This is a genomic window from Runella defluvii, assembly GCF_014195535.1.
Classification (GTDB): domain Bacteria; phylum Bacteroidota; class Bacteroidia; order Cytophagales; family Spirosomataceae; genus Runella; species Runella defluvii.
This window is the reverse complement of the sequence record NZ_JACIBY010000004.1, coordinates 285,945-312,384: the sequence shown is the minus strand read 5'-3', so window position 1 is coordinate 312,384 and position 26,440 is coordinate 285,945. Positions and strand designations below refer to the sequence as shown.

The 26,440-nt window shown below is 46.1% G+C and carries 15 protein-coding genes; 9 read left to right on the top strand and 6 right to left on the bottom strand.

The window, feature by feature from the left end; genetic code table 11:
* The first annotated feature begins 6 nt into the window (after positions 1-6).
* From FHS57_RS11580 to FHS57_RS11555, 6 genes are all read left to right on the top strand, one after another.
* Positions 7-1,896 (top strand): RagB/SusD family nutrient uptake outer membrane protein, encoded by a 1,890-nt coding sequence (locus FHS57_RS11580; protein ID WP_183973709.1) that lies wholly within the window; start codon positions 7-9, stop codon positions 1,894-1,896.
* Positions 1,897-1,947: 51 nt separating this feature from the next.
* Positions 1,948-4,974 (top strand): SusC/RagA family TonB-linked outer membrane protein, encoded by a 3,027-nt coding sequence (locus tag FHS57_RS11575; RefSeq protein WP_183973707.1) that lies wholly within the window; start codon positions 1,948-1,950, stop codon positions 4,972-4,974.
* A gap of 32 nt (positions 4,975-5,006) precedes the next feature.
* Positions 5,007-6,806, top strand: a complete 1,800-nt coding sequence (locus FHS57_RS11570) for a RagB/SusD family nutrient uptake outer membrane protein (protein WP_183973698.1) — start codon at positions 5,007-5,009, stop codon at positions 6,804-6,806.
* 41 nt (positions 6,807-6,847) lie between these two features.
* The gene (locus tag FHS57_RS11565) at positions 6,848-7,804 is read left to right on the top strand and encodes a DUF5627 domain-containing protein (RefSeq protein ID WP_183973696.1); all 957 of its coding nucleotides are present in this window, start codon (positions 6,848-6,850) and stop codon (positions 7,802-7,804) included.
* Positions 7,805-7,832: 28 nt separating this feature from the next.
* Positions 7,833-9,515 carry an endo-1,4-beta-xylanase gene (locus FHS57_RS11560; RefSeq protein WP_183973694.1) on the top strand — a complete coding sequence of 561 codons (1,683 nt, stop codon included), beginning with the start codon at positions 7,833-7,835 and terminating at the stop codon, positions 9,513-9,515.
* A 75-nt stretch (positions 9,516-9,590) separates the two neighbouring features.
* A complete protein-coding gene (locus tag FHS57_RS11555) occupies positions 9,591-13,679 on the top strand; it encodes a hybrid sensor histidine kinase/response regulator transcription factor (protein ID WP_183973692.1) in 4,089 nt (1,362 codons plus the stop codon).
* Between the two features lie 11 nt (positions 13,680-13,690).
* On the opposite strand, the gene FHS57_RS11550 is transcribed toward FHS57_RS11555, so the two are convergent.
* The 4 genes from FHS57_RS11550 to FHS57_RS11535 are packed head-to-tail and all read right to left on the bottom strand — an operon-like array spanning position 13,691 to position 19,907.
* Positions 13,691-14,449 carry a DUF2490 domain-containing protein gene (locus FHS57_RS11550; RefSeq protein ID WP_183973690.1) on the bottom strand — a complete coding sequence of 253 codons (759 nt, stop codon included), beginning with the start codon at positions 14,447-14,449 and terminating at the stop codon, positions 13,691-13,693.
* Positions 14,449-17,559: an efflux RND transporter permease subunit gene (locus FHS57_RS11545; RefSeq protein ID WP_183973688.1), complete on the bottom strand. Its 3,111-nt coding sequence runs from the start codon at positions 17,557-17,559 to the stop codon at positions 14,449-14,451. Before FHS57_RS11545 ends, FHS57_RS11550 begins: the two co-directional genes overlap by 1 nt.
* Before the next feature lie 3 nt (positions 17,560-17,562).
* On the bottom strand, positions 17,563-18,651 hold the full coding sequence (locus FHS57_RS11540) for an efflux RND transporter periplasmic adaptor subunit (protein WP_183973686.1): 1,089 nt from the start codon (positions 18,649-18,651) through the stop codon (positions 17,563-17,565).
* A gap of 5 nt (positions 18,652-18,656) precedes the next feature.
* On the bottom strand, positions 18,657-19,907 hold the full coding sequence (locus FHS57_RS11535) for a TolC family protein (RefSeq protein ID WP_183973684.1): 1,251 nt from the start codon (positions 19,905-19,907) through the stop codon (positions 18,657-18,659).
* 158 nt (positions 19,908-20,065) lie between these two features.
* Here FHS57_RS11535 and FHS57_RS11530 point away from each other — a divergent pair, with 158 nt between their 5' ends.
* Positions 20,066-21,376 carry an APC family permease gene (locus FHS57_RS11530; RefSeq protein WP_183973682.1) on the top strand — a complete coding sequence of 437 codons (1,311 nt, stop codon included), beginning with the start codon at positions 20,066-20,068 and terminating at the stop codon, positions 21,374-21,376.
* Positions 21,377-21,690: 314 nt separating this feature from the next.
* Entirely contained in the window at positions 21,691-22,134 is a 444-nt protein-coding gene (locus FHS57_RS11525; RefSeq protein WP_183973680.1) for a DUF1572 family protein, read from the top strand.
* Positions 22,135-22,177: 43 nt separating this feature from the next.
* Here FHS57_RS11525 and FHS57_RS11520 read toward each other — a convergent pair whose 3' ends face one another.
* Both FHS57_RS11520 and FHS57_RS11515 read right to left on the bottom strand, forming a co-directional pair.
* On the bottom strand, positions 22,178-24,130 hold the full coding sequence (locus FHS57_RS11520) for a sialate O-acetylesterase (RefSeq protein WP_183973678.1): 1,953 nt from the start codon (positions 24,128-24,130) through the stop codon (positions 22,178-22,180).
* 131 nt (positions 24,131-24,261) lie between these two features.
* A complete protein-coding gene (locus tag FHS57_RS11515; protein WP_183973677.1) occupies positions 24,262-25,149 on the bottom strand; it encodes a hypothetical protein in 888 nt (295 codons plus the stop codon).
* A 91-nt stretch (positions 25,150-25,240) separates the two neighbouring features.
* Here FHS57_RS11515 and FHS57_RS11510 point away from each other — a divergent pair, with 91 nt between their 5' ends.
* Positions 25,241-26,035: an SDR family NAD(P)-dependent oxidoreductase gene (locus FHS57_RS11510; protein ID WP_183973675.1), complete on the top strand. Its 795-nt coding sequence runs from the start codon at positions 25,241-25,243 to the stop codon at positions 26,033-26,035.
* The last annotated feature ends 405 nt before the right edge of the window (positions 26,036-26,440 follow it).

Sequence of the window (26,440 nt, the reverse complement as noted above, 5' to 3'; positions counted from 1 at the left end):
TCAACCATGAAAAAGAGAATAAAACTTTTCTGCGTAGCGGCAGTTTGTTCCCTCACTTTTGGGGTTACTTCATGCTCACATTTTTTGGATCGTGACCCACAATCGCTTGTATCTGAAAAAGATGCGTTTAAAAACTTTATCAATTTCCAAGGTTTTACCGAAGAGCTTTATCATACCATTCCCGATTTTTCTAATGGCTACTGGACCAACTCATGGAACTGGGGTGAGGACGAAATCCAATCGACAGCCCAAAACTTTCACTTTGGGGTAAAAATCGAAAACGGTGATTTCTGGGGCTGGCAGCGCAATTTTGACGGCTGGCAAGCGGGCTGGATGGACCGCAACAACAACTCAACCAACGACGATCGCTTTACAAAATCGCTTTGGGGGTTGGGTTGGTATGGCATCCGCAAAGCCAATTTAGGACTCGCTAATTTGGATAAGTTGACCGACGCCACCCAAGAAGAAAAAGACCTCATCAAAGGACAATTGTTGTTTTTCCGTGGCTGGTATCATTTTATGTTTATGCAGTACTTTGGCGGGCTTCCTTACATCGACAAAGTGCTTCCTGGAGACGAAAAACTAACCCTCCCTCGCCTCAAATACAGCGAATGTGCCGACAAAGCCGCCGCTGATTTCAGAGAAGCTGCCAACTTATTGCCTACCGACTGGGACAATACAACCGCAGGAAAAAGAACGTTGGGCAAAAACCAATTGCGCATCAACAAAATCATGGCGCTGGGTTATTTGGGCAAAAATTACCTCTGGGCAGGTAGCCCATTGATGAATTCGGTGTCGGGTGGCGGTACTTCGTACAATGCTGATTATTGCAAAAAAGCAGCCGAAGCATTTGGCGAATTACTCAAGTTGTGCGAAAGTGGCGAAGCACCGCATAAATTAGTGCCTTTTGCTCAATTCTATACCAACTTCTACACCACAGGCCAAAACTGGCAAATCCCAGGTGCAACGGAGGCCATCTTCCGTGGCCCTTACTATGGTGCCAATAGCTCAAACTGGGGAACAAGTAAGCAGTACAGCCCGCTGATTATCAGCGAAGGTGATGTAAAATTTTTGCCAACGTCCAATTACGTCAACTACTACGGAATGGCCAATGGCTTGCCTATCAAGGACATCACAAAAGCCGACGCCGAGTCGGGTTATAACCCTGAATACCCTTGGAGAGGCCGCGACCCACGTTTCTACAATGACATTGTTTTTGACGGTGTCCGAATGGTCGCAGGGAGCATTCCTAACGCCAGCGAAGCTAACAACCGCTACGCCAACTTACACACGGGTGGCTCCTACCGCGACATCGCCACGGGAAGCCGCACGGGCTACTTGTTGTTCAAATTTGTACCACGTACGGCCAACAAATACGACCAAGGCTACGGCTATGACAAAAGCTTGCACGTTCACCTACCCTACATGCGTTTAGCTGATATTTATTTGATGTATGCCGAAGCTGCGGCTCAGGGCTACGGCTCGTCGGCGGGTAAATCAACAAACTACAGCAAAACCTCCGTCGATGCCATCAATGTCATCAGAGAACGCGCTGGTGTAGGTCGTGTAGATGCCCAATTCTTGGGTTCGTTGGACAAATACATGGAAGAACTTCGCCGCGAGCGCGCCGTGGAGCTTGCCTTTGAAGGTCACCGTTTCAATGACCTCCGCCGTTGGCTCTTAATTGCCAAAAGCCCTTATACGCTCAAAAAATCAATTGAATTTGACCGAGCAACAGTGTTAGACCCTACCAAAGACCCGAAAGATAACCGTGTCTTGAACATCCGTGAAAGTGTTATCCTCGAACGCAGGTTCACCGAAAAACACAACTGGTTGCCACTCAAGGTAAACGACGTGAATTTGTATTTGGAATTCCCTCAAAACCCTGGTTGGTAAAAGGTTTGCGACTTCCCAAAACGAGATAATCAATTGATAAACGAATAAGCAATGAAGTTTATAAAAATATTTTTGGGCTTGTGTCTCCTGTTGGCTTTACCCAAAGCCAATGTCATGGGGCAAAACACGGCGCCTATTAAAATCAAAGCCACCATCGTTGGCACTAACAAACAGCCCATCAGTGGTGCTGTGGTAAAAAGCTCCGATGAAATCGGGAAAGCTACTGTGACCGACGCCTCGGGTACGTTCACCCTCGAAGTACCCAAAAACGAAATGCTCTCCATCGTTGCCCCAGGTTTTAAAACCAAATACATTACCTCAACGGGGCCAATCGGTGAAATCGTGATGACGCCCGAAGAAGTCAACGAACAAGTTCGCGTTGCTTTTCGGGATGTCGATAAAAAGGACTTGCTCGGCGGCGTAGCCTCGGTCAACGTGCAAGAACTGCTTGCTAAAAATTATTTTACCTATACCCTTGCCGACATGGAAGCGCTTATTCCAGGTTTCAACGGCAATAGTAACTGGGGCATGGGCAGTTACTTGTTTATGATTGATGGCGTTCCTCGCGAAACTGGCAACGTAGCCCCTACCGAGATTGACCAAATCGTGTTTTTGAAAGGTGCCAACGCAGTTGCCTTGTACGGTAGCCGCGCCGCCAAAGGCGTGATTAACGTCATTACGAAACGAGGGGGAATCGGTCAAAACAAATTTGACTTGCGGGTCAACAGCGGCGTCAACACACCCAAAGCTTTTCCACGCTATTTGGGCTCGGCCGAATACATGACCCTCTACAACGAAGCACGCCGAAACGATGGGCTCACCAACTTGTACTCTGAGTTAGACATCTACAATCACGCTTCGGGGCTAAGCAAGTACCGTTATCCTAACATTGATTTTTACTCGCCCGAATACCTCAAAAATGCCTACGGTAGCTACGATGCAACGGCGGAGATTTCGGGTGGAAACGAGCGCGTGAAGTATTATACCAACTTAGGATATGCCACTTCAGGTTCTCTCTTAAACTTTGGCGAAGCGAAAAACAACAACAACTCTGACCGCCTCAATTTCCGTGGAAATATCGACATCAAGTTGAACGAGTTTATCAGCGTAAACGCCGATGCTACGGCTATTTTCTTTACGGGACGTGGCGTAAACGCTAACTTTTGGAACAGCGCCACCACGGTTCGCCCCAATCGTTTCTCTCCCTTGATTCCCATTGATTTGATTGAAAAAGAAGACGCTGCTTCTCAGGTATTTGTTCAAAACAGCAACAACATTATTGATGGAAAATATTTACTTGGTGGTACACAATTAGACCAAACCAACCCCATCGCCACGATTTATTCGGGTGGAAATAACCAATACGCAAACCGACAATTTCAGTTCAACACAGGAATCAAGGCCGACCTCAGAAACGTATTGAAAGGGCTTAGTTTCAAGTCAGCTTTTGCCGTTGATTATGCCACAGAATACACGTTATCATACAACTATTCGTATGCTACCTACGCCCCTACTTGGAATAAATACAGCGGTACTGACCTCATTAGCAACCTAACTGTTTATAACCAAGACGCACGCTCTGGTACCCAAAACGTGTCAGGCAACCGCTACCGCCAAACGATTGCTCTCTCAGGTCAGTTCAATTACGACCGTACCTTCAACGGCAACCATCATTTGTCGGCGATTTTGTTGGCCAATGGGTTCCAGCAGTCGGAGTCGGCCATTTATCACCGTACAAGCAATGCCAACTTGGGTTTCTTGGCCAGCTATAACTTTAAGCACAAGTACTATTTAGACCTGAGCGCGGCCTACATCCATTCGGCCAAACTCCCCCCAAGCAATCGCCAAGCACTCTCGCCGTCGGTTGCTTTGGGCTGGCGAGTAAGCCAAGAAGATTTCTTGCGCAACTCCAGCGTCATTGATGACTTAAAACTGACGGCCTCGGCCAGCATTTTGCACACCGACCTTGACATCCAAAACTACTTTTTGTACCAAGGCGTTTATACAGGCGCAGGCTCGTGGTATGGCTGGAAAGACGGTACGGGTATTCAGGCGACCGAGTCGCGAAGAGGAGATAACCCCAACATGAAGTTTCCCAAAAGAGAAGAAATCACCCTTGGATTTGAGGGGACATTTTTCAAAAAACTCTTGACACTCAATGGTTCGTTCTTCATCAACAAACTCTCTGGAAATATTATTCAAGCCTCTGTTTTGTTTCCAAGCTACTTTACCACAGGCTGGCCAGTGTCATCGTTTATTCCTTTTGTCAACTACAATGACGACAAGCGGGTTGGCTTTGATTTTGGCGCAAGTTTGAACAAAAAATACGGGGAAGTACAGTGGACAATGGGCGTCAATGGGACGTATTATGAAGCTATCGCCAGCAAAAGAGCAGAATTGTACGAAAACTCGTACCAAAACCGCCAAGGTAAACCCCTTGATACCATGTGGGGCTTACAAAGCTTAGGGATGTTCCAAAACCAAGATGAGATTGTGAACTCTCCTACCCAAACGTTTGGCCAAGTAAAACCAGGTGACATTAAATACAAAGACCAAAATGGAGATGGCATCATCGACACCCGCGATGAGGTTTACCTTGGCAAAGGCGGCTGGTTTGGTTCTCCCCTTACGTTGGGGGTAAACCTGACGGCGCAGTGGAAAAAGCTAACGTTTTTTGCCCTTTGTACGGGCCGTTTTGGCGGAAATGCCATGCGTAACAGCTCTTATTTCTGGGTGGATGGGGAAGATAAGTACTCAGACGTGGTCAGAGGAAGATGGACCGAAGAGACAAAAGCGACGGCCACTTACCCAAGATTAACCACCTTAAACAGCGATAACAACTTCCGCTCGTCTGATTTCTGGATGTACAAAACCAACCGTTTTGACCTGACAAAAGTACAAATCACCTACGACTTGACAGATCTGCTCAAAATGAACTCGTTTGTGCGTGAGTTAGGTGTGTATGCCAATGGCTTTAGCCTGCTGACCGTTTCTGAGAATCGTAAAATCATGGAAATGAACGTAGGCAACGCCCCACAAACACGCTTGTTCAACCTTGGGATAAAAGCCCAGTTCTAAATTATTAAAACTTCATTTTTGACTGTTACACTATGTTCTGTATCAATAAAGGAATAGGAAAGTTACTGGTTTGTGCAACTGTTTTATTGACAGGATGCCAAGACCTTCTAGAACCTGCCATTGAGAATAATAGGCAACTAGACGCCAGTGCGTACTTACCAAGTGATTCGAGATTTCCATTTGGTATTTTGCTCAATGGCTACAACAGGATTCCTACCAACTCGTGGTCGTTCAATGACGTTGCTACCGACGATGCCGTTAGTAATGACCAAAACAACGCGTACCTGAAAATGGCAACGGGACAATGGACGGCCAACAACAACCCCGCCAACCAATGGACTAACTGCTTTGCGGGTATTCAATACCTCAACATCACCCTCGGGGAAGTCGATAAGGTACAATGGGTAACCGACCCCGTGGCAAATAAGTTGTTTTCGACCCGAATCAAGGGAGAAGCCTACGGACTCCGTGCGTTGCTGATGTATCATCTCTTGCAAACACACGCAGGCAAAGGTGTGGGTGGGCAAATGCTTGGTGTTCCCATTTTGACCAAAGTGCAAACCACCAGCGATAATTACAACTTGCCACGGGCTTCTTTTGAAGATTGTCTCAAGCAAATTTATCAGGATTTGGACAGTGCTGACATTAAGCTTCCACTTGATTATCGCGACATTACGTTGGGACAAGAAGCACAGATACCCGCCAAGTACGGCAAAGTAACGCTCGAACAGTACAACCGTGCCTTTGGCGTTACCTTCAGTGGTTTGTTTACGGGACGCATCGCCAAAGCCGTAAGAGCACAAACCGCTTTGTTGGCCGCAAGCCCTGCTTTCAACAATGGGAATGCCATCAAATGGACAGACGCAGCCAATGCCGCAGCGGCAGTATTAAACCTGAGCGGTGGCCTCAGTGCCATTCCAAGCGCCGCCGCCAGCGGTCTCACTTGGTACTCGAATACCACCGAAATCGGCAACCTAAAAGACGGAGCAAATCCACCAGAAATCATCTGGCGCAACAACTGGGGTGAAAACAGAGATTTAGAACAAGCCAATTTCCCTCCTACTCTATTCGGCAACGGGCGCATCAACCCTACCCAAAATTTGGTAGATGCGTTCCCGATGCTCAACGGCTACCCCATTAGCAACCCCCTCAGTGGCTATAACCCTGCCGACCCTTACACCAACCGCGACCCTCGTTTGAGAATGTTTATTTTGGTCAATGGAGCAACGGCGGGCGTCAACAACACGGCCATTAACACCACAGCGAACGGCACCACCAACGACGCCCTCAATCGGGTAGAAACCTCCACCAGAACGGGGTATTATTTACGCAAACTGCTTCGTCAGGATGTCAACCTAAACCCTACTTCTGCCAGCAACCAACGCCACTACAAACCGCACATTCGCTACACCGAAATCGCCTTGGCCTACGCCGAAGCCGCCAACGAAGCCTTTGGCCCTACGGGTACAGGTGCCAACACCTACTCGGCCTACGATGTCATCCGAGCGATTCGTAGAAGAGCGGGCATCGGTCTTACCAACAACGACCCTTATTTGGAAAGTGCCAAAGCCAGCAAAGAAACCATGCGTCAGCTGATTCGGGATGAACGCCGCCTTGAGCTTTGTTTTGAAGGGTTTAGATTCTGGGATTTGCGCCGTTGGAACCTCCAGCTTACCGAACCCGCCAAGGGCGTAAGCATTCAAAATGGTGTTTATACCATCTTGCCCGCCGTCCAAGACCGAGTGTTTAAAACCCACATGAAATACGGCCCCGTTCCGTACTCAGAAATCTTGAAATACTCCGCACTTGAACAAAACGAAGGCTGGAACTAATCATCAACGATTCTTTTATCATTGACAAAATTTTTAAATTTATGAAGAGATTTGTTTTAATACTGGTACTGTTCACCGCTGGGCTTGCCTCTTGTAATCAGGAAAAGATTTTTCCTGATTACAAATTCCAAAACGTCTATTTTGCCTACCAATATCCCGTACGAACCATCACTTTTGGCGAAGACACCTACGTCAATACCGACTTAGACAACCAGCGTAAATGCCAAATTTTTGCGGCAACTGGTGGTGTTTATGAAAGCCGAAAAAACATATCGGTCAAAATAGCGGTTGACAACTCCTTGCTAAAAAATGGGCTATTGTTTGGGGCGGGCAAAGACGAAATTCTTGCCATGCCAGCCAACTATTTCACGTTGGCTTCCGATCAAATTATTATTCCAAAAGGAGCATTGTCAGGCGGGGTGGACGTGCAGCTAACCGATGCGTTTTTTGCTGACCCAAAATCCATCAAAAACACCTACGTTATTCCGTTGAAAATCACCCAAACCGATGCGGACTCTATTCTTCGCACCAAGAATTTTGTTTTGTATGCCATCAAATACGTCAACCCTTGGCATGGCAACTACCTCCGACGCGGCACGGACGTTGTGACGGGAAGCGTAAACCAGACCATCGTTCGCCACGCGCAGTTTGTTGAAAAAGACGAAGTAAATAAGCTCTCAACCAAGTCGATGAGTGAGCTTGAATTTCCTGTGGTCATCAAAGACAAAGACGGCAAAAACGTCAATGTTACGCTCTTGATGCGATTTGAGGGAGAAAACAAATGCACCATTACGTCGGCCTCGACCAGCTATACCGCAAGTGGAAGCGGCACTTTTGTCAAAAAAGGCGAAAAAAACAGCTGGGGTAGCAAAGACCGCGATGCATTGTACCTCAAATATGAAATTACCATGGCAGGTATGAAAGTAGCCACCACCGACACCCTCGTGATGCGCGACCGCACGGTGGCATTGGAAACTTTTACACCCGTGGCAAAATAACTTTTGAGCCCATTAGAACAGTAATCTTATGAAAAAAATACATAAACTCGTACTGGGAGTTACCACCTGTGTAGCAGCCTCATGTACCACTTTTGAGCCCGTTGAATTCAACGTCAACAAGCCCGAAAGTGTGGCAATTCAGGAGAATATTGATGCTTATCCCGCATTAAAATCCTACATCAACCGCAGTGCCCATCCAAATTTTAAGTTGGGAGTTGCCCTTTCTTTGGCCGATTACAACAACAAAAACGTGATGTATCGGTTGGCTAATAAAAATTTCGATGAAATTGTCCTTGGCTACGAAATGAAACACGGGGCTGTTGTGCAGTCAAACGGTAATTTAGCCCTCGACAACGTGGGCAAACTGTTGGAAACCGCCAAAGCCGCAGGAACATCGGTCTATGGACATACGCTCTGCTGGCACGCCAACCAAAATGCGACTTATTTGAAGAGTGTCATTGCCCCTGATATTCTGTCATCAACGGGGCCAGGTTGGGATTTAATCACTGGCGCTGATTTTGAAACCGACGCCGCCACTAATTTCCAGAGTAACGCCAATGCCGTTATATCCTACACTGCCGCTGGCCAAGGTGCCAACGGAGTGGGTAGGGCTTTGAAAATCACCAATGCCAGCGTGCGCGCCAACGACTGGGAAGCGCAATTTTTCGTACGATTTGCTCCTGCGGCCGTGTTGGGAGAAAAATACATCCTCAAAATGGACGTGAAGGCCGATGTGGCCACCTCTTACCCAACGCAAGCCCACGTGACGCCCGGTGCGTACAAACACTGGGACTTTTTTGGAACGATTGCCGCTACGCCTACTTGGACGACTTATACCAAAGAGATTACCGTTACCGCTGACATGGCTACCTGTGGCGCCATTGCTTTTAATCTTGGCAAAACGGCCACGAATTATTATTTCGATAACCTCTCTTTGACAAAGTACAATGCAACTGGAAGTGTTCAGACAAAGGAAAAAACACCTGAACTAAAGAAAACACTCATTACCAGCGCTTTGGATAAATGGATGTCGGGCATGATGACTGTAGCCAAACCTTACGTAAAAGCGTGGGATGTGGTAAATGAACCAATGGACGACGGCAAACCATTTGAATTAAAAACGGGCGTAGGTAAAACCCTCAAAGGTGACGAATTTTATTGGCAAGATTACATGGGTAAAGATTATGCCGTAACGGCCTTTCAATTGGCAAGAAAATACGGCAATCCTACCGATATTCTTTTCATTAACGATTACAACCTAGAGTACAATTTGGATAAGTGCAAAGGAATCATCGAGTATGTGAAGTACATCGAAAGTAAAGGGGCAAAAGTGGACGGTATCGGAACCCAAATGCACATCGACATCAACTCGGACAAAACCAAGATTACGGAGATGTTTAAGCTATTGGCTGGTACGGGCAAATTGATTAAAATTTCGGAATTAGATATTGGTATGGCGGGCGTAAAAACGGCGGCAGCCACTCAAGAACATTACAAGGCACAAGCCGAAATGTACAAGTACGTGATTGATAAGTACTTTGAGATTATCCCAGCCGCCCAACGCTACGGTATCACCATTTGGAGTCCGTTGGATAGTCCCGCCAGTTCAAGCTGGAGGGCCGACGATCCCGTAGGACTTTGGACCCAACAATACGTGAGAAAATTAGCCTATTCGCAAGTGGCGGAATCGGTTAAGGCCAATATGAAGTAATCGTCAAAGTACGACGTCTTTTTCAATCCCCCACATGTAAAAAATGATGGGGGATTGCTTTCATTAGGTATGAACATGAAGAAGCTTTTCCTTTTATTCGTCTTTTTGGGCCTTGTCCACTTGCTACGTGGGCAACAGAAGGAGTATAAATTCATTAATTTTAGTAGTAAAAATGGCCTAACGTCCAATTCCGTCAATGCCATTCTCAAAGACAAACATGGCTTTATGTGGTTCGGAACGGAGGATGGGCTCAATCGGTTTGATGGCCAAAACTTCGTTGCCTATCACCACAACGACCGCGACAGTACGAGCATTGGCCGCGGGCCCGTCGTGGCAATGACCCAAGACAAAGCGGGTAAAATCTGGTTGGCCACCAACATCACCCTGTCGGTTTATAACCTTAATCTCGATTCTTTCATCAATTATGATTTTTCAAAATTAGGTTGGATTATCAGCCTATGTGCCGACCACACTGGCAAAATATGGGTAGGCACCTACGCTGGACTTTTTATTTTTGACCCCGATACCAAAACCATCAAGGCTTTAAAAGCCGACCCTACCAAGCGCACCAAGCTAAATTCAAACATTATCAGGTGTATTTTTGAGGACAGCCGCCACGCCATGTGGGTGGGCACCGACAATGGGCTGCACCTTTATACCCACAAAAACGACCAATTCACCCGATTTCTCAGCGACCCAAACCGCCCCGATGCCATTTCGGGCAATCTTATTACCTGCATTACGGAAGATAAAAATGGGCAACTATGGGTAGGTACCACCAAAGATGGGCTGAATGTGATGAAGGGGTCAAAAAATAGTTTTACCACTTACAAATCAGATGCCAACGATGCCAATACCCTTTCCAATAACCACATCCACAAAGTGGCGTTCGACAAAGAAGGACAACTCTGGGTAGGCACCGAAAGTAACCTCGACATTCTAAACCCCAAAACGGGCAACGTAACCCGCGTAAAAAGTACCTTTATCGAACAATCAAGTTTTACCCCAAGTATCGTGGGGCGGTCGGTGCGGGATGTTTATATTGACGATACTGGCATCTATTGGGTGTCCATTTACCAAGGCGGAATCAATAAATACGACACCAATCTCGCCTTTTTTAATCATAAACCTTTTAAACAATTTGACCCCAACGGACTAACGGGCAGCTCGGTCATGTGCTTTGCTGAAAGCCCTTCGGGCGATATTTTTATCGGAACGGAAGGAACGGGAATCAATATTTTCAACCGAAAAACGGGGCAAATTAAACCCTTTAGATTAGCCCAGCAACAGGCCAATGTATCGTCTGTGATTGCCCTCGAAACAAGTGGAAACACCCTCTGGGTAGGCACGTACCAAGGTGGTTTGTACAATGTGAATCTCGCCACGGGCGCTTCTACGTACTTTCATGTTTCAAGAAGTAATAGCGATACCAAAGATGTACCAGTCAATTGTTTTAAAACCGCTAACGACGGCAAAGTCTGGATGGGTACCAACGGGATTGGGGTGGTTCGCTACGACCCTGCTACGCGTCAAATAGAAGGCCATGAAAAGATTTTCGGGCTTTCGGGCACCAAATTTCCCCTCAATAACTTCGTCACTGCCATCGAACAAGACAAATCGGGCAACGTTTGGTTTGGGTCAAACGGAACGGGGATTGCCGTTTTCTTTCCCCTTGAAAATCGTTTTCAAGTGCTCAATTATGGCAACAGCGGCCTTCCAATCGACCGAGTTCAGACCATTCACTGCGACAAAATGGGCAGGGTATGGGTGGGCTGTTTGGGCGGCGGACTGTGTTTATACAAACCTGATACTAAATCGTTTGAGCGATTCGACGAAAGTTTTTCGTTGTCAAATGATGTTATTTATAAAATTGTAGAAGACGAAAAAGGGAAACTCTGGGTCAGTACCAACAAGGGAATCAGCTCTTTTGATATCGCAAAAAAAATATTTAAAAATTTCACGCCTTACAACGGCATCCAACAAAGCACTTTCAATATTGGCTCTGGTTTTATCACGGCCGATAAAACGTTGTTTTTTGGAGGACTCAACGGCTTCAATTACTTCAAATCTGCCGATATTTTTCAGAGAAAAAATACTCCTCCTTTGGTCACAACGGTCTTAAAAATCAATAATAAGCACGTAAATGCGACTGAAAACGCCGAAATAACGGAGCCTATTCTAACGGCCAAAGAGATGGTTTTGAGCTATAAACAAAACTTTTCCCTCGATTTTATTGCCTTAAATTATACCGTCCCGCACGAAAACAGGTATTCGTACAAACTTGATGGATTTGACAAAGAATGGAACGAAGTTGGTACCAAAAACACCGCTGTTTATACCAATTTAGATCCAGGAGAGTACGTCTTTAGGCTCAAAGCCCACAGCGAAGATGGCTCGTGGGAAACGCCCGAAAAAATCATCAATATCACCGTAAAGCCGCCTTTTTGGAGTACTTACTACGCCTATTTTTGCTATTTTCTGCTGACACTCCTTGCGATTTGGGCTATTAGAAGAAGCTCCATTCAAAAGCTAAAAAATGACTTCATGCGAAAGCAAGAACGCCTAGAAATGAAGCATTTGATTGAAAAAGAACGCCACGACGCCGAACAAAAAATGGAGCTTGAGAAAATCAAAATCAAGTTCTTAACCAACCTAAGCCACGAGTTAAAAACGCCGCTTACGCTCGTTTTGAATCCCATCGAAAATTTGATGTTTCAGGAAAACAGTACTGAAAAACTCGAAATGTTGAATTTAATCAGCCGAAACGCCAAAAGATTACTGAATTTGGTCAATCAGTTGTTGGATTTCAGGAGAATTGAAGCCAATGAACTTACCCTGCACAAAACCGAAGGAGATTTGGTGACGTTTATTCAGGAAATTGTAGATGCTTTTAAGTACATCGCTGTAAGAAAAAACATTGCCTTACATTTTGTAAGTGCCTTCAACAATTACAATACGTCATTCGACAAGGACAAACTCGAACGCATCCTGATTAACCTACTCTCCAACGCCATCAAATTTACGAACGATGGCGGAAACGTAAGTCTTCAAATCACTGGCGACGGCGAGGCGGGCGTAAAAATGATTTTACGGGATACGGGCATTGGGCTACCCGCCGACATCCGAGACAAGATTTTTGAGCGCTTTTTTCAGGCCAACAACCACGCCGATATTCTCAATCAGGGCAGTGGCATTGGGCTGTCTATCGCCCAAGAATTTGTTAAACTTCACGGAGGCGCCATCAAAGTGGAAAGCGAAGAGGGCGTTGGTAGTGCGTTTATCATTACCCTTCCGCTGACTCCCATTACTTTTGAGCAATCGACCCCGTTGCACCTACCCAAAGAAGAACTGGACTCGGTAGAAAGTTTTGCCAAAAAAGAGCCACCAAAATTGGAGAAACCCGTTGTTTTAATCGTTGATGACGACGACGACTTGAGGGCCTATTTGGTGCAAAGTTTGAAAACCAAATATAAAATTATCGAAGCATCTGACGGACGGCAAGGTTGGCAAAAAGCGCTGGCCAACCACCCTCAGGTCATCATTAGCGATGTCAATATGCCAGGGGTTGATGGGGTGGAAATGGTTCGAAAAATCAAAAATGACACCCGAACCAAACACATTCCTGTGATTATGCTGACGGTTTTGTCGGAAGAAAACGAGCAGCTAAAAGGGCTCGAAGCGGGAGCAAGTGACTATTTGACCAAGCCCTTTAGCTTCCATTTGTTGAGCATCAAAATCGAGAACTTGCTCAGTTTGAACAGCTTGCTAAAAAACACCTACAGCAAACACATTCAGCTAGAAACGCCCGAAATAGAGGTAGAATCGGAAGACGAAAAGTTTTTGTTGAAATTTACGCGCTACGTCGAAGAGAACATCGAGAACCCCAACCTTTCGATTGAGGAATTGAGCAAAGCCATGTTTGTCAGTCGAAGTACACTATACGCCAAGGTGTTGAACATCACGGGCGAAAGCCCCGTCGAGTACGTCAGGTCTTTGAAGCTTAAAAAGGCGCTGTCGCTTTTACAAAAAAACGACATGAAAATAGCCCAAATCGCGTATTCGGTCGGGTTTTCTAACCCCAATTATTTTGCCAGGGCGTTCAAAGCCAAGTACAACGTGTCGCCGTCTGAATACCTCACGCTCAATAAAAACGCCGTTGCGTAGCGATACTTTGCCTAATTGGGTGGCCATTGGCCTTGAGGATGCGATTTCGACGGTGATTTTTTGTCCGCTGCTTTTTTCTTTTTCTTGAAGTATTTAAACGGCTTGAGCGAAAACTCCATGTCTAATCCCGCAATGTAGTTGGTCAGCTGGTATTTTTTGTGCGAATAATCGGGTTGCCAAATGAAATAGGGATTCAGACGTTGGTTTTTGAGGTATTCGTACTTGAGGCCAATGGAACTTTGAATGTTATCAATTTTGGTACCCTTGTTGGTAATGGCAAAAAACGGCTCCGAGTACGTATAAACATCCCATTTTTTATTCAGTTTGTACTTAACCGTAAAACGCGGACGAAAGTAGGTATCGGTATCCGTCCGAATTTCATCATCGCCCGTAAAACGCTGGCTTTGGTACTGAATAGCGGGGCGTACCATCAACGTAAAGTCACCTACTTTTGCCTTGGCCGACACTCCTAGAAAGTACCGATGATACACACCTTCATCGACCAGCGCCAGGCGGTAGTTAGTGATGGCCTTCAAGTGTTTATTAAACTCATACTCCACAGCACCAAACAGATACGAGCCTTTGTAATAAGTTGCGTTATCAATAAATCGGCTTCGGTATTGCACCGTTACTAGCCACTTTTTAGGCAAATCCAATTCTAAAGACACGCCAGGCCATACCTGAAAATCGGTTCTGTTTTGGGCAAAAGCAACTAGGCTACTTAACAGCAAACCAATGAGCATATAGCCTGAACGTGTCTTGAGTTTCATTATTCTAAATCTTTGATGGTATGTACGTGATGTCGATAGAAAAACCGATAAATAATCGGGAATATCAGCAAAGTCAGAACAGTAGCGGTGATGAGCCCACCAATGACCACAATGGCCAGGGGTTTCTGGGTTTCGGAGCCAATCCCCGTCGATACCGCCGCTGGTAGCAACCCAATGGCCGCCATCATCGCCGTCATCACAACGGGCCTAATCCTCGATTTTACACCTTCTCGAATCGCTTTGTCGAGCGGCATTCGTTCGGAGGTATTTTTGCTAAATACCGAAATCAGAATCACCCCATTTTGGACACAAATCCCAAACAAGGCAATGAACCCAACCCCCGCCGAAATACCGAAGTTCATGTGCGTAACGTGCAAGGCCAAAATTCCCCCAATCAACGCAAACGGTACATTGACCAATACGAGCCCCGCGTCTTTGGCGTTGCCAAAAGTGATAAATAAAAGGACAAAAATGGCCACAATACTAATCGGCACTACTTGTCCAAGGCGGTGAGTCGCACGCACTTGGTTTTCAAACTCCCCCGTCCAGTCAATCGAGTACCCTTTGGGCAATGCTTTCAAGATGGGCGCAACTTTGCTTTGGGCTTCGGCAATGGTGCTTCCCAAATCGCGCTCACGTACCGAGAATTTTACGCCGATAAACCGCTTATTATTTTCTCGATAGACAAACGCAGGCCCTGTGACTTTACGCAGCGAAGCGATTTCTTTCAACGGAATTTTGTTGCCTTTCAAGGTCGGTACCATCAAGCGAAGAATGTCGTCTTCGGTTCGGCGATACGGTTCTTGGTAACGCAAACGAATGTCAAACTTACGCTCGCCTTCGTACAAAATAGAACCCGTTTTTCCGCCAATCGCCATTTCTATCACCGCTTGGGCATCGGCAGTGCTGACGCCGTACATGGCCATTTTGTGGTCGTGCAGAATCACACTCATTTCGGGCTGGCCCGTATTGCGCAAGATACCCGCGTCTTTTACGCCAGGAACGTCCTTTATCTTTCCTAAAACCTCATCGGCCAACTCATCCAATTTATCCAAATCATCGCCATAAATTTTGATGGCGTTCGAGGCTTTTATCCCCGCAGCTGCTTCGGCGACGTTGTCGATAATCGGCTGCGAATAATTAAAAGTAATCCCTTGTATTTCAGACAAATCATCGTTCAATTCTTCGATAATTTGGTCAATTGTTTTACCTCCTAACTCTTCTTTTGGCTTCAAATCGACTTGAAACTGGAGAAAGTTAAAACCGTTGGGGTCGGTGCCGTCGTTGGAGCGCCCTTCTTGCGAAAGCACCTGCCGTACTTCTTTGTGTTTGGCCACTTTTTCGCGCAAGACTTTCGCTATTTTCACACTTTCGTTCTGCGAATAACTCATGGGCAACTCGGCCGTTACCCACAGTGCACCTTCATTAAGTTGGGGTAAAAACTCGGTACCGAGCCATTTTGCCGAAAACAAGGTCGTTCCCAAGAAAATCATGGCCGCCAAAACGCTCATTTTTTTGCTTCGGTAACACCACTCGAATCCTTTAGAAACAACACGGTCGAAGAAGTTGACAATTGGGTTGTTCTTCTCCCGAACGTTTTTCCGTAATAAAAACGAACACAACACGGGCACCAGCGTAAGGGTGTAAAGCAACGCCCCCAACAACGCAAAGCCAAGGGTATAGGCCAACGGGCTAAACATTTTCCCTTCTACTTTTTGGAAGCTAAAAATGGGAATTAAGGCCGTGATAATGATCAGTTTGGAGAAAAACACAGCCTTCCCAAGCTCTCCGCCCGTTTTCTTAATCAACCCTAATTTGGCCAGTTTATTAAACCGCTCCATGCCTTTTTTGTGGGCAAGGTGGTCGAGCGACACAAACATTCCCTCCACCATCACCACCGCACCGTCGATGATAATACCAAAGTCAACCGCCCCCATCGAGAGTAAGTTGGCCGACATTCCCTTGAGCCGCAAACACATAAAGGCAAACAGCAGCGCCAACGGGATGATAATGGACACAATGATGGTGGTACGCCAGTCGGCCATAAACAAAAACACGATGACCGTAACGAATATAATTCCCTCAAATAAGTTATGCAGTACGGTGTTGGTACAGTACGTAATGAGGTTGTCGCGGTCGTAAAAAGTGACCATTTTGACGTCAGGAGGCAGAATTTTGGTATTCAATTCCTCAATTTTTTCCTTCACCCGCGTTAGCACTTCGCTGGGGTTTTCGCCTTTGCGCTGCACCACAATCCCCTCCACCACGTCGTCGTTGTCGTTTAAGCCTACTTGCCCCACGCGAGGGAGGTTCGACTCTCTGACGTCGGCCACGTTTTTAACCAAAACAGGGTTATCATCCACGTATTCGACAATGATATTTTCAATGTCGGGAATCGAATTGAGCAACCCAATCCCGCGCACCACGTACGCCTGACCGTTTTTCTCAATCACATCGCCCCCCACGTTGACGTTGCTTTTGGTCACGGCTTCATAGACTTCGAGCGGCGTAATGTCGTATTTGGCGAGTTGCGTAGGATTTACTTGGATTTCGTACATTTTTTCGCGCCCCCCAAACGCCACCACGTCGGCTACGCCTGGCACACTTCGGAGCTGACGATCTACCACCCAATTTTGGAGGGTCAACAACTCGCGGCTATCACGGTCTTTGCTTTCTAACGTATAGCGAAAAATTTCCCCCGTAGGCCCGTAAGGCGGCTGCACTTCGGGGTCAACGCCGTCGGGCAGCGATACCGTTCGGAGTTGATTATTCACCTGTTGTCGGGCAAAAAAGTCTTCTACGTCGTCTTCAAAAATGATTTTGATGATACTCAGCCCAAACATTGTCACACTGCGTACGTTGGTTTTTCGCTGCACGGAGTTCATGGCAACTTCGATTGGTACCGTCACAAAACGCTCGATTTCTTCGGCGCTTCGTCCGTTCCATTCTGTTACTACAATGATTTGCGTATTGGTTACGTCGGGAAATGCTTCAAGCGGTGTATTGAGATAACTTACCACACCTGAAATGACCAAAATACCCGTCATAAAAAAGACGAAAAAGCGGTTTTTGAGTGAAAAACCTACAATTCCTCGAATGAATTTATTCATAATTTAGTCGTTCAGTGCGTCGTACACTAATAATTGATTTTTTGAAATAACCTTCTCCCCTTCTTTCAGCCCTGCCTGTACATAAGCCACGTTGTTTAGCATTTTGTAAACAGTCACTTCACGGGTTTCGATTTGGGTGCGACTCTTAAACACCATCACCCAATTTTTACTACGGTCAAAAATGACTGCACTGGCTGGAATGGCCATCATACTCCCTCCTTCGTCAAACTTGAGCGACACCGTGGCGTGCATTTCGGGCTTGAGTTTGTACCCTTTGTTGTCGAGTCGGATGCGCACTTTCATACTTTTAGTATCGGGATCAAGCACATTGTAGATTTTATCTACTTTACCATGAAAGAGTTCATCTTTATAACTAATCGTCTGAATGTCAGCCATCATCCCTAACTTCACTTTGGGAATATCGCTTTCGTTTACGTTGGCCATTACCCACACTTCGCTGATTTGACCCACAGTAAAAATCTGCTCGGCATTGTCGGAACGAAGCTGCATTCCTGGGTTGATATTTTTGCTAATCACGAAACCGTCAATCGGTGCTTTTACGATGTAATGCGTACTTTTTCCAAGGCCATAAATGCGAAAAACTTCCTTGATGCGGTTCAATTCTGCTTGGGCATTTTCAACTTCTTTTTTGGCAACATTGACCTCCCGTTGCGAGTTGAGTTTGCTTTCAAACAATTCTTCAGCAGCTTTTAAGTTTTTTTCTGCCACCAACACTTCTGACTGCGCCTGAATCATTTGTCGCTCAAAATCAGCCACTTCCCCCGACCGAATTGTGGCTAACACTTGGCCTTTACGGACATAATCGCCGAGTTCGACAGTAGCCGACTCCACATTTCCACCCACCAACGGATAGACCTTAATGACGCGGTTTTCGTCGGCACTGATTTTTCCTACCAGTGTCAGTTCGCTACGAACAGGCGCTATGCCCGCATCGGCCAACTCAATGCGTTTCATCATCGTATCCGACAATGAAAATGCCTTTTTTTCTTCCGTAGCTTCTTTTTTCTCTCCGCACGAAACGAGCACAACAGCACCCACCAGCACCAGTACTCCTATGATAGCTTTATTCATTTTTCTTAGTTGAAAAGTTCTTGTCCTACAGTAAAATTAAGTTCTTCGTATGCCCCTATTCGGTCGGCTTTAAGGCGGTTCAATTCCTTAACGCTCTCACTATACGTTTCGATGAGGTCGATAAATTCGAGCAGCGTAAGGTTGCGTTTTTGGAAGTTTTCGACGACACCTTTGTTGAGTTGTTCAAATTGGTCGGTGAATTTACTATCCACACTTTGCACCATGTTTTCGACGTAGCGCACCTTCTGAAATGCCTCAGCTACTTCGTTAGAAACTGCGTTGGTTTTCTGGCTTTGCACTCCTTTTTGGTACTCAATCAGGCTTTTTGCCGTTTTGATATTCCCTTGGTTTTTATTGAAAAAAGGCAAATCAGCCCCAAGGGTGATGCCCGTATAATGATTCACATAACTGCCCGATTGGTCATACACCGCCCCCAAACGGAGGTTTGGCACCGCCAATGATTTCTGGAGCGTATAGTTTAACTCAGCCTGCCGCTTGAGCGATTCCACGACTTTGACATCGCCTCGGTTTTGAAGTGCCAACTCACTTAGCGCGGTCACCGTATAGCTATTAAGGAAATAGCGATTCAGCTCCACTTCGTTCACCAATGGCACAACCTGAAGGTTGGTATTGAGCAGTGTTTTCAACCCTTTTTGCTTCTCCGCAATTTGAAAAAGAAGTTCAGTTTTGTCGTTATTAAGCTGAAATAGAAGGGCTTTGAGACGAAGTAACTCCCGCAAGGAAACGTTGTTTTTTTCGTACTGTTCTTCAAAAGCAGTGACCGTCGTCTGTAACGTATTGATTTGAAGCTGGTAACGATTGAGGGTATTTTGAAGAAAAAACACTTCAAAAAAACTGCTCCTCAACTCAAATTTGAGCGTACGAAGCAAGTCCAAAAATTCGTATTCGGTCATTTGGGCATTTTCGATGGCCAAGGCCACTTGTTTACTACGCTTACCCGCCGTTAGCAACACTTGCTCAATCGACACGATTTTTTGTCCGCCTTTGGCCACGTCCAACACCCGTTTTTTATCAGGATTATAGGCATTCCATTCCGTAGAAAGGGTCGGGTTATCCCACAAACGGGCTTGAATGACAGCTGCTTTGCTGGCTTCTATCCTAAATCGCTCCGAAAGAAGAATGAGATTATTTTGTAAAAAAAGACTATCGACTTGCTTGAGTGAAAGCCGAAGAGCGTCTTGGGCAAAACAATAAAAAGGCAGCAAAAAAGCTGCGATGAACAGTGTACGCCTCATTTTGGTCTAAAAAGATTCGAGGCAAAACTGCGGCTGAAAGATTAATTTGTCATTAATTCTGAATTAAAAACCCCTTAATGAGTCTCATAGTAGTTTTTTAGCAATGATTCCTTAGATGAGTGACTGCGTCAAAAGCAGCGAAACAAACCTTTAGACCCATGTCTCAACAACTACAAAAACAAATCACACTTTTTAGTCTTACCATGATTGCCGTCGGGTCGAGTATAGGCTCGGGCGTTTTTCGTACACCGTCCGAAATTGCGGGTTATTTACCCACCACAGGCTGGATGTTGGGCGTTTGGGTAGTGGGAGGCTTCGTAGCACTTTGTGGGGCGCTTACCTTCGCCGAAATTTCATCTTCCTTCCAAAAAGCAGGCGGGTTTTACGTTTTTCTCAAGGAAGCGTTTGGCGACCTCCCTGCATTTTTATACGGCTGGTCGATGCTACTGGTCATCAATACGGGGTCGTTGGCGGCCCTTTCGTTGGTGTTTACTTCTTACCTTAATGAGCTCATTCCGATTTCAGAAAGTTCGCAGCTCATTGTGGCCGTTCTGACCATCACGCTGCTGACCATTATGAATGTGCTGGGGGTCAAATGGGGAAGTTTTTTTGCGTCGGTTTTTACCTCTGCCAAACTTATCGGTATTGCCATCGTGGTCTTTATTGGTTTTTTGATGGCCACTCAAGACTTCAGTCTTTTTGATTTTACTTGGACCACCAATTCCTACCAATTACCCCTTGTCTCGTCGTTTGGACTGGCCCTTATTGGGGTTTCTTTTTCGTACGGCGGCTATCAGCACGCAACCTTCATTGCGGCCGAAGTAAAAGACGCCGACCGCGTGGTACCCAGGGCGATGTTGCTCGGCATCGGCATTGTGTGTTTGGCCTACGTCACCATCAACGTAGCCTACCTTAAACTCCTCCCCATCGAAAAAATAGCAGCGTCAACGGGCGTCGCCTCGGAAGCTATTTCGACCGTGTGGGGCTTAGGCGCGAAGTTTATTTCTTTTCTCATTGTACTTTCGGTACTCGGCACGATTGGCATTTATATTCTTACCGCTCCCCGTATTTACTTTGCGATGGCCGAAGATGGGCTATTTTTTAAGCAATTTGCCCAAATTCACCCCCGTTTCCAAACACCTTTCTGGGCCATTATTTTTCAGTCGTTTTGGACGATTTTGCTGCTTATCTTTTGGAAAACGTTCTCTAACCTCATCACTTACGTTGTGTTTGTTGATACGGCCTTTTTCTTCTTGACGGCGGCTACTATTTTTTCTTTTCGCAAGCGTAAACTTTCCCGCAATTACAGTACGTTGGCCTACCCCATCACACCGTTGGTTTTTATGGCCATGTCGGCGTTTGTGGTAGTCAATACATTGATCGAAAAGCCCGAACAAGCCATCGCAGGTTTGGTATTTTTGGCCTTAGGCGGCGGTGCTTATGTGTATTTTAAACGAAGTGGAAAGTAGCAAGGGGCAAGATAGCAAGAGGCAAAGGGGCAAAAAGCAAAGAGGCAAAGGGGCAAACGCCCAAATGTGTTTTCGGTTGCTCTCGAAGTGTGTTTTCGGTTGCTCACAACCGAAACAGGGGTTACTTATAACCCCGTGAAGTGGAAAGTAGGAAGGGGCAAAGGGCAAACGCCCAAATGTGCTTTCGGTTGCTCTCGAAGTGTGTTTTCGGTTGCTCACAACCGAAACAGGGGTTACTTATAACCCCGTGAAGACTTATAAAACGTGCAAAGGGTTTCTCAAAACCCGACCAAACCACAAAACCATATACCGATATGCTTTCAACAACATTAACAGCGCTTTTTGAGCGGGATTTACGCCGACTGAAGGCGGAGCTTTTGGCCTACAAAAACGAAGAAAATATCTGGAAAGTCGCTGAGCAGATTTCAAATTCGGCGGGAAATTTGGCGCTGCACCTCATTGGCAATCTCAATACGTACATTGGAGCTGAAATTGGAAAAACGGGCTACGTTCGCAACCGTCCGTTGGAATTTAGCGCCAAAAACGTAGCCAGAGAAACAATTATCAACGACATCGACGCCACCATTGACGTCATCAGAACATCGTTGGCTACCCTCACCGACGAAGACTATCAAGCCGAATACCCGCAACTTGTGTTGGAAACCAAAACCACCACTGAGTACTTTTTCATCCACTTAGCGACTCACCTTGGTTATCATTTGGGGCAGGTCAATTACCATCGGAGGTTGTTGGAATAACGCGGGGCGAATAACGAATTTCGGTATGTTCGCCCCGCGTTTATCATTGAAATTTCTGCCCTTCGGTTTTACTTTTCCAATCGTCGGTGCGGAAAGGCCCTGCGGGGAGCCCTTCTAGGTTGAACAAATTGGCGTCTTCGGGAGCGTCAGCCCAAGCGTAACGCACCGCAATAGGTTTCACACCTTTGGGATGATACACCTCTACTTTATCGCCGATGATTTCGGCTTTGGCATAATGAAACACTTTATCTTCTCCCGCAATCTCAAAGCCTTTGACGTACCCAAACTTATCTTTTACCATCAGACCTTCCCCCACGTTTTTGAAAGAAACAACGGCCTTGTCTTCGTCAAACTTTACCGAATCATACACGGGTCCAGTATGCAAAATATCTTGCCCAAAATCCATTTTCAAGGCATTAAGCGCCAGGCGGTGGCCTACATCTTGTTTGTTGGTCGGGTGAATATCTTTCGGGTTTCCAACGTCAATCGTTACGGCCATACCCGTTTTGGGAAGTGAAAGTGCGAGGGTTTGTGCTTCACGAAGCTCGGCCCAATTGCTTCCGTTGTTGCTGTTTTGGTAGCCACCGTAGCTTGATAATTGTACAAAATAAAACGAGAAATCGTCGTCCCACCGCTGCCGCCAATCATCAATCATCAACGAAAACGACTGTCGGTATTGGTACGCCCGCCCCGCATTCGACTCGCCTTGGTACCAAAGTGCCCCCCGAATGCCAAACGGAATGAGCGGTGCAATCATGGCGTTATAAATCGTCGTCCCGACGTTGTTGCAACTGTGGTTATACGTATGAGGTTCGGCAAAAGAAGGCAAAAGATACCAATCGGAAGCAATGCTTACTTTGGCGGTTTTGGAGCTAACAAACAAATCGTCAGGCGTGCCATTTACCCCCAAACCATACCACGGATGCTCAACCATATTCCCAAATTTTATGACAAGCCGATTGGCGCCAGCTTTCCACGCATCGGCAGGAAGGGCTATTTTGCGGACTCCTTGCATCATACCTGCATAGACCAGCTTGCCATTGATGTACATTTCGTTGAAACTATCTTGAATGCCCAACCCCAACGTCGTGGTTTGTCCTACCATGTCTTCAGGGATGTCGATGGTTTTGGCCATAAACCCTTTGCCCCTAAACATCCAAATTCCTTTCCAATCCCACGCCCCCAAAGGACTTCCCGCCGAGCGCCATTTCGAGAAATCGTATCCCGCTTCGGTATATTTTTTTTCATCCGCCATCGTAACCTCCGCCTCACTGCCTAGCAACTGTTTGCGCGTTTGGCGGTCGAGTTGTGCATCGGCTTCTTCCCACGTTTTGGGGAGGGCATTGGCGTAGGGTTTCAGTTCATCGTTGGTTTGCATGGCTTCTTTGCTAATCCACCCTTCGATTTGCGAACCTCCCCACGACGAATGAAGCAAGCCGATGGGTACGTTCAGCTTTTGGGCTAATTCTCTGGCAAAAAAGAACCCGACAGCCGTAAAATTGCCCACGTTTTCTTCGTCACTCACCTTCCACTCGCCCGAGGCAAGGTCAGTTTGAATGTCCATCGTTACGTTATGTTCTACGTAAAAATGGCGTATTTGGGGAAAATTGGCATTTTTCTTCTCTTGGCGAAAATTATCGGCTTGTTTGACGGGCCATTCCATGTTTGACTGCCCCGAGCACAACCACACCTCCCCCATCAACACATCCTCTACTTCGGCTTTGCCCGTCAGCGTAGTAGCCACCAACCGATGAGGGCCGCCTGCTTCCATGGGTTTGAATTTTACGCTCCATTTTCCTGCGTCATCGGCTGTAGCCAAAAGTTTTTGGTTAGCCAACGTCACCGTGACTTTTTCCTTAGGCTTGGCCCACCCCCAAACAGGAATTGGTTTTTGGCGTTGAAGCACCACGTGATTTGAAAATAAGCGGGCAAACTTTAGCTGGGCAATGGCCTGAAATTGAAGCAGTACAAGGCAAAAGAGTAGCAGTCGTTTCATAACAAAAAAGGAGAATTCTAGGGGTTTAGATAAACACCTAAAAATACGTTAAATAACCCACTCAAAGGCCATGCGTTGGCATAAAAAATTTAGCACAGTTTTTTACCCACAGAACATCTGCGAGAAAAATATCAAATCATTTTTTTCAAAAACTTCCAATTCCCTGAGTTATATACTTTTACCCAATGAACTCCAATGTCGTCGGGCAAAAGTCGCTCGGCATAGTGTCGTTCCCAGGTGTCAGGATTGACCCAAAAAGTATGCGAAGGTGTCGCTCCCATTCGTTCAAAACCTAATCGTTCGTAACTTCTACCGTCGGACCAATCGCGGTCGGCGTAAGTCATAATATCGTCGGGTTGTAGTTCGGTCACAAAAGCTTTCAGCAATTTATCCAATCCCCCTACCACCGTGCAGTCAAGATGATTGGCAAAACGAATCAACTCAAATGAGCGGAACGTTTTCCCTTCTCTTAGGATATTTTTTCCCCCGCTAAACGAAGCCACAGCCACCAAAGCTTCTCCTTGAATCGTCATTTGTTGGGTCAAAAACGGTGTTGCAGGACTGTCATCTTTTAAAATGCGCTGGTAATTTTTAGGCAAAAAAAGACCGTATTTAAACTTCGCATTGGTAGAAACTTGCAAGTGATGAACGTCCATAAACCACTCTAAGGTAGGTTTATCAATTCGGCGAACCTTTGTAAGTCGGGCAGGAATGCGTTGAGAAATACCAAACGCCGCCCGCAGCCTCGACTGAACCACAGCTTTTTTGGAATACCACACATCTTCCCACAAATGAATTACTTTGATGCCTTCCGCTGCCAAAGCATCGCTCAATTGTACAAAAGTATCGGGTAAAAGTAGGTTTGTTTTTTCCAACGAAATGAGGTGAATCGCCAGTAAACGTTCAGGATAATAAAGCACTGGACAGGAAAACCTTTCCCCAAAAATGGGTAGCTCTTGGTCTTGTTGAAAAGACAAAAAAGCCCTCACTTCCTCCTCAAATCGCGTTTGTGTTACCAAGTTCTTTTAAGTTTTCGACGAATGTTTGATTAGAAAACTAACCATTCAACTCTTTATAATAAGTTAACAGTACAATAACGCAAAATTAGGCATGGTTACGGAAAAATGGCTCGACCAGAAAACAATTGTCGTCATTGGCGGTACCACGGGCATTGGGCTTTCGGCCGCGAGTGCGTTTGTTCGGCACGGCGCCCAAGTGGTCGTCGTTGGTCGTAACCCCGAAAGCTGTGCAGAAGCCCAACGGCAATTGGGGCCTTCGGCGGTGGTCATTTCGGCTGATGCCACGCACGAAAGTACGGCTCCCCACGCCATTGCCCAAGCGATTCATACCTTCGGGCGCTTTGATGGACTGTACCATGTGGCTGGAGGAAGTGGACGAAAGTTTGGCGATGGCCCCTTGCACGAGCTTACGTTGGAGGGTTGGAACAAAACGTTTGAGTTGAACCTTACCTCGCTCATGCTTTCCAACCAAGCAGCGATACGTCAGTTTTTAGCCCAAAAAACGGGTGGTTCTATCCTGAATGTGGGTTCGGTGCTCGGTTTTTCACCTTCGCCTACCTACTTTACCACCCACGCTTATGCGGCGACCAAATCAGCCATTATCGGCTTTAGTACATCCATTGCGGCCTATTACGCCAAAGACAACATACGCGTCAACGTGCTTGCCCCCGCATTGGTGGAAACCCCCATGAGCCAGCGTGCTTCTCAAAACACGCTCATCATGGATTTTATTAAAACCAAACAACCCCTCGACGGCGGCCGCAACGGGCAACCCGCTGATTTAGATGGCGCTGCTCTCTATTTTTTATCTGATTATGCTCTTTTTACAACAGGCCAAGTCCTCGCCGTTGACGGAGGCTGGTCAGTGACGGAGGGACATTTATGAAATGTCGAATGGAGAGTGTAGAATGTCGAATAGAAAAAGTCAAAACTGAAAAAATTCGACACTCTGCACTCTAACCTCGACACTAAAAATTGTCGAATGGAGAGTGTAGAATGTAGAATAGAAAAAGTCAAAACTGAAAAAATTCGACACTCTGCACTTTACACTCGACACTAAAAATTGTCGAATGCAGAGTGTAGAATGTCGAATAGAAAAAGTCAAAACTGAAAAAATTCGACACTCTGCACTCTAACCTCGACACTAAAATTCGACACTTTACACTCGACACTAAAAATTGTCGAATGCAGAGTATAGAATGTCGAATAGAAAAAGTCAAAACTGAAAAAATTCGACACTCTGCACTCTAACCTCGACACTAAAATTCGACACTTTACACTCGACACTAAA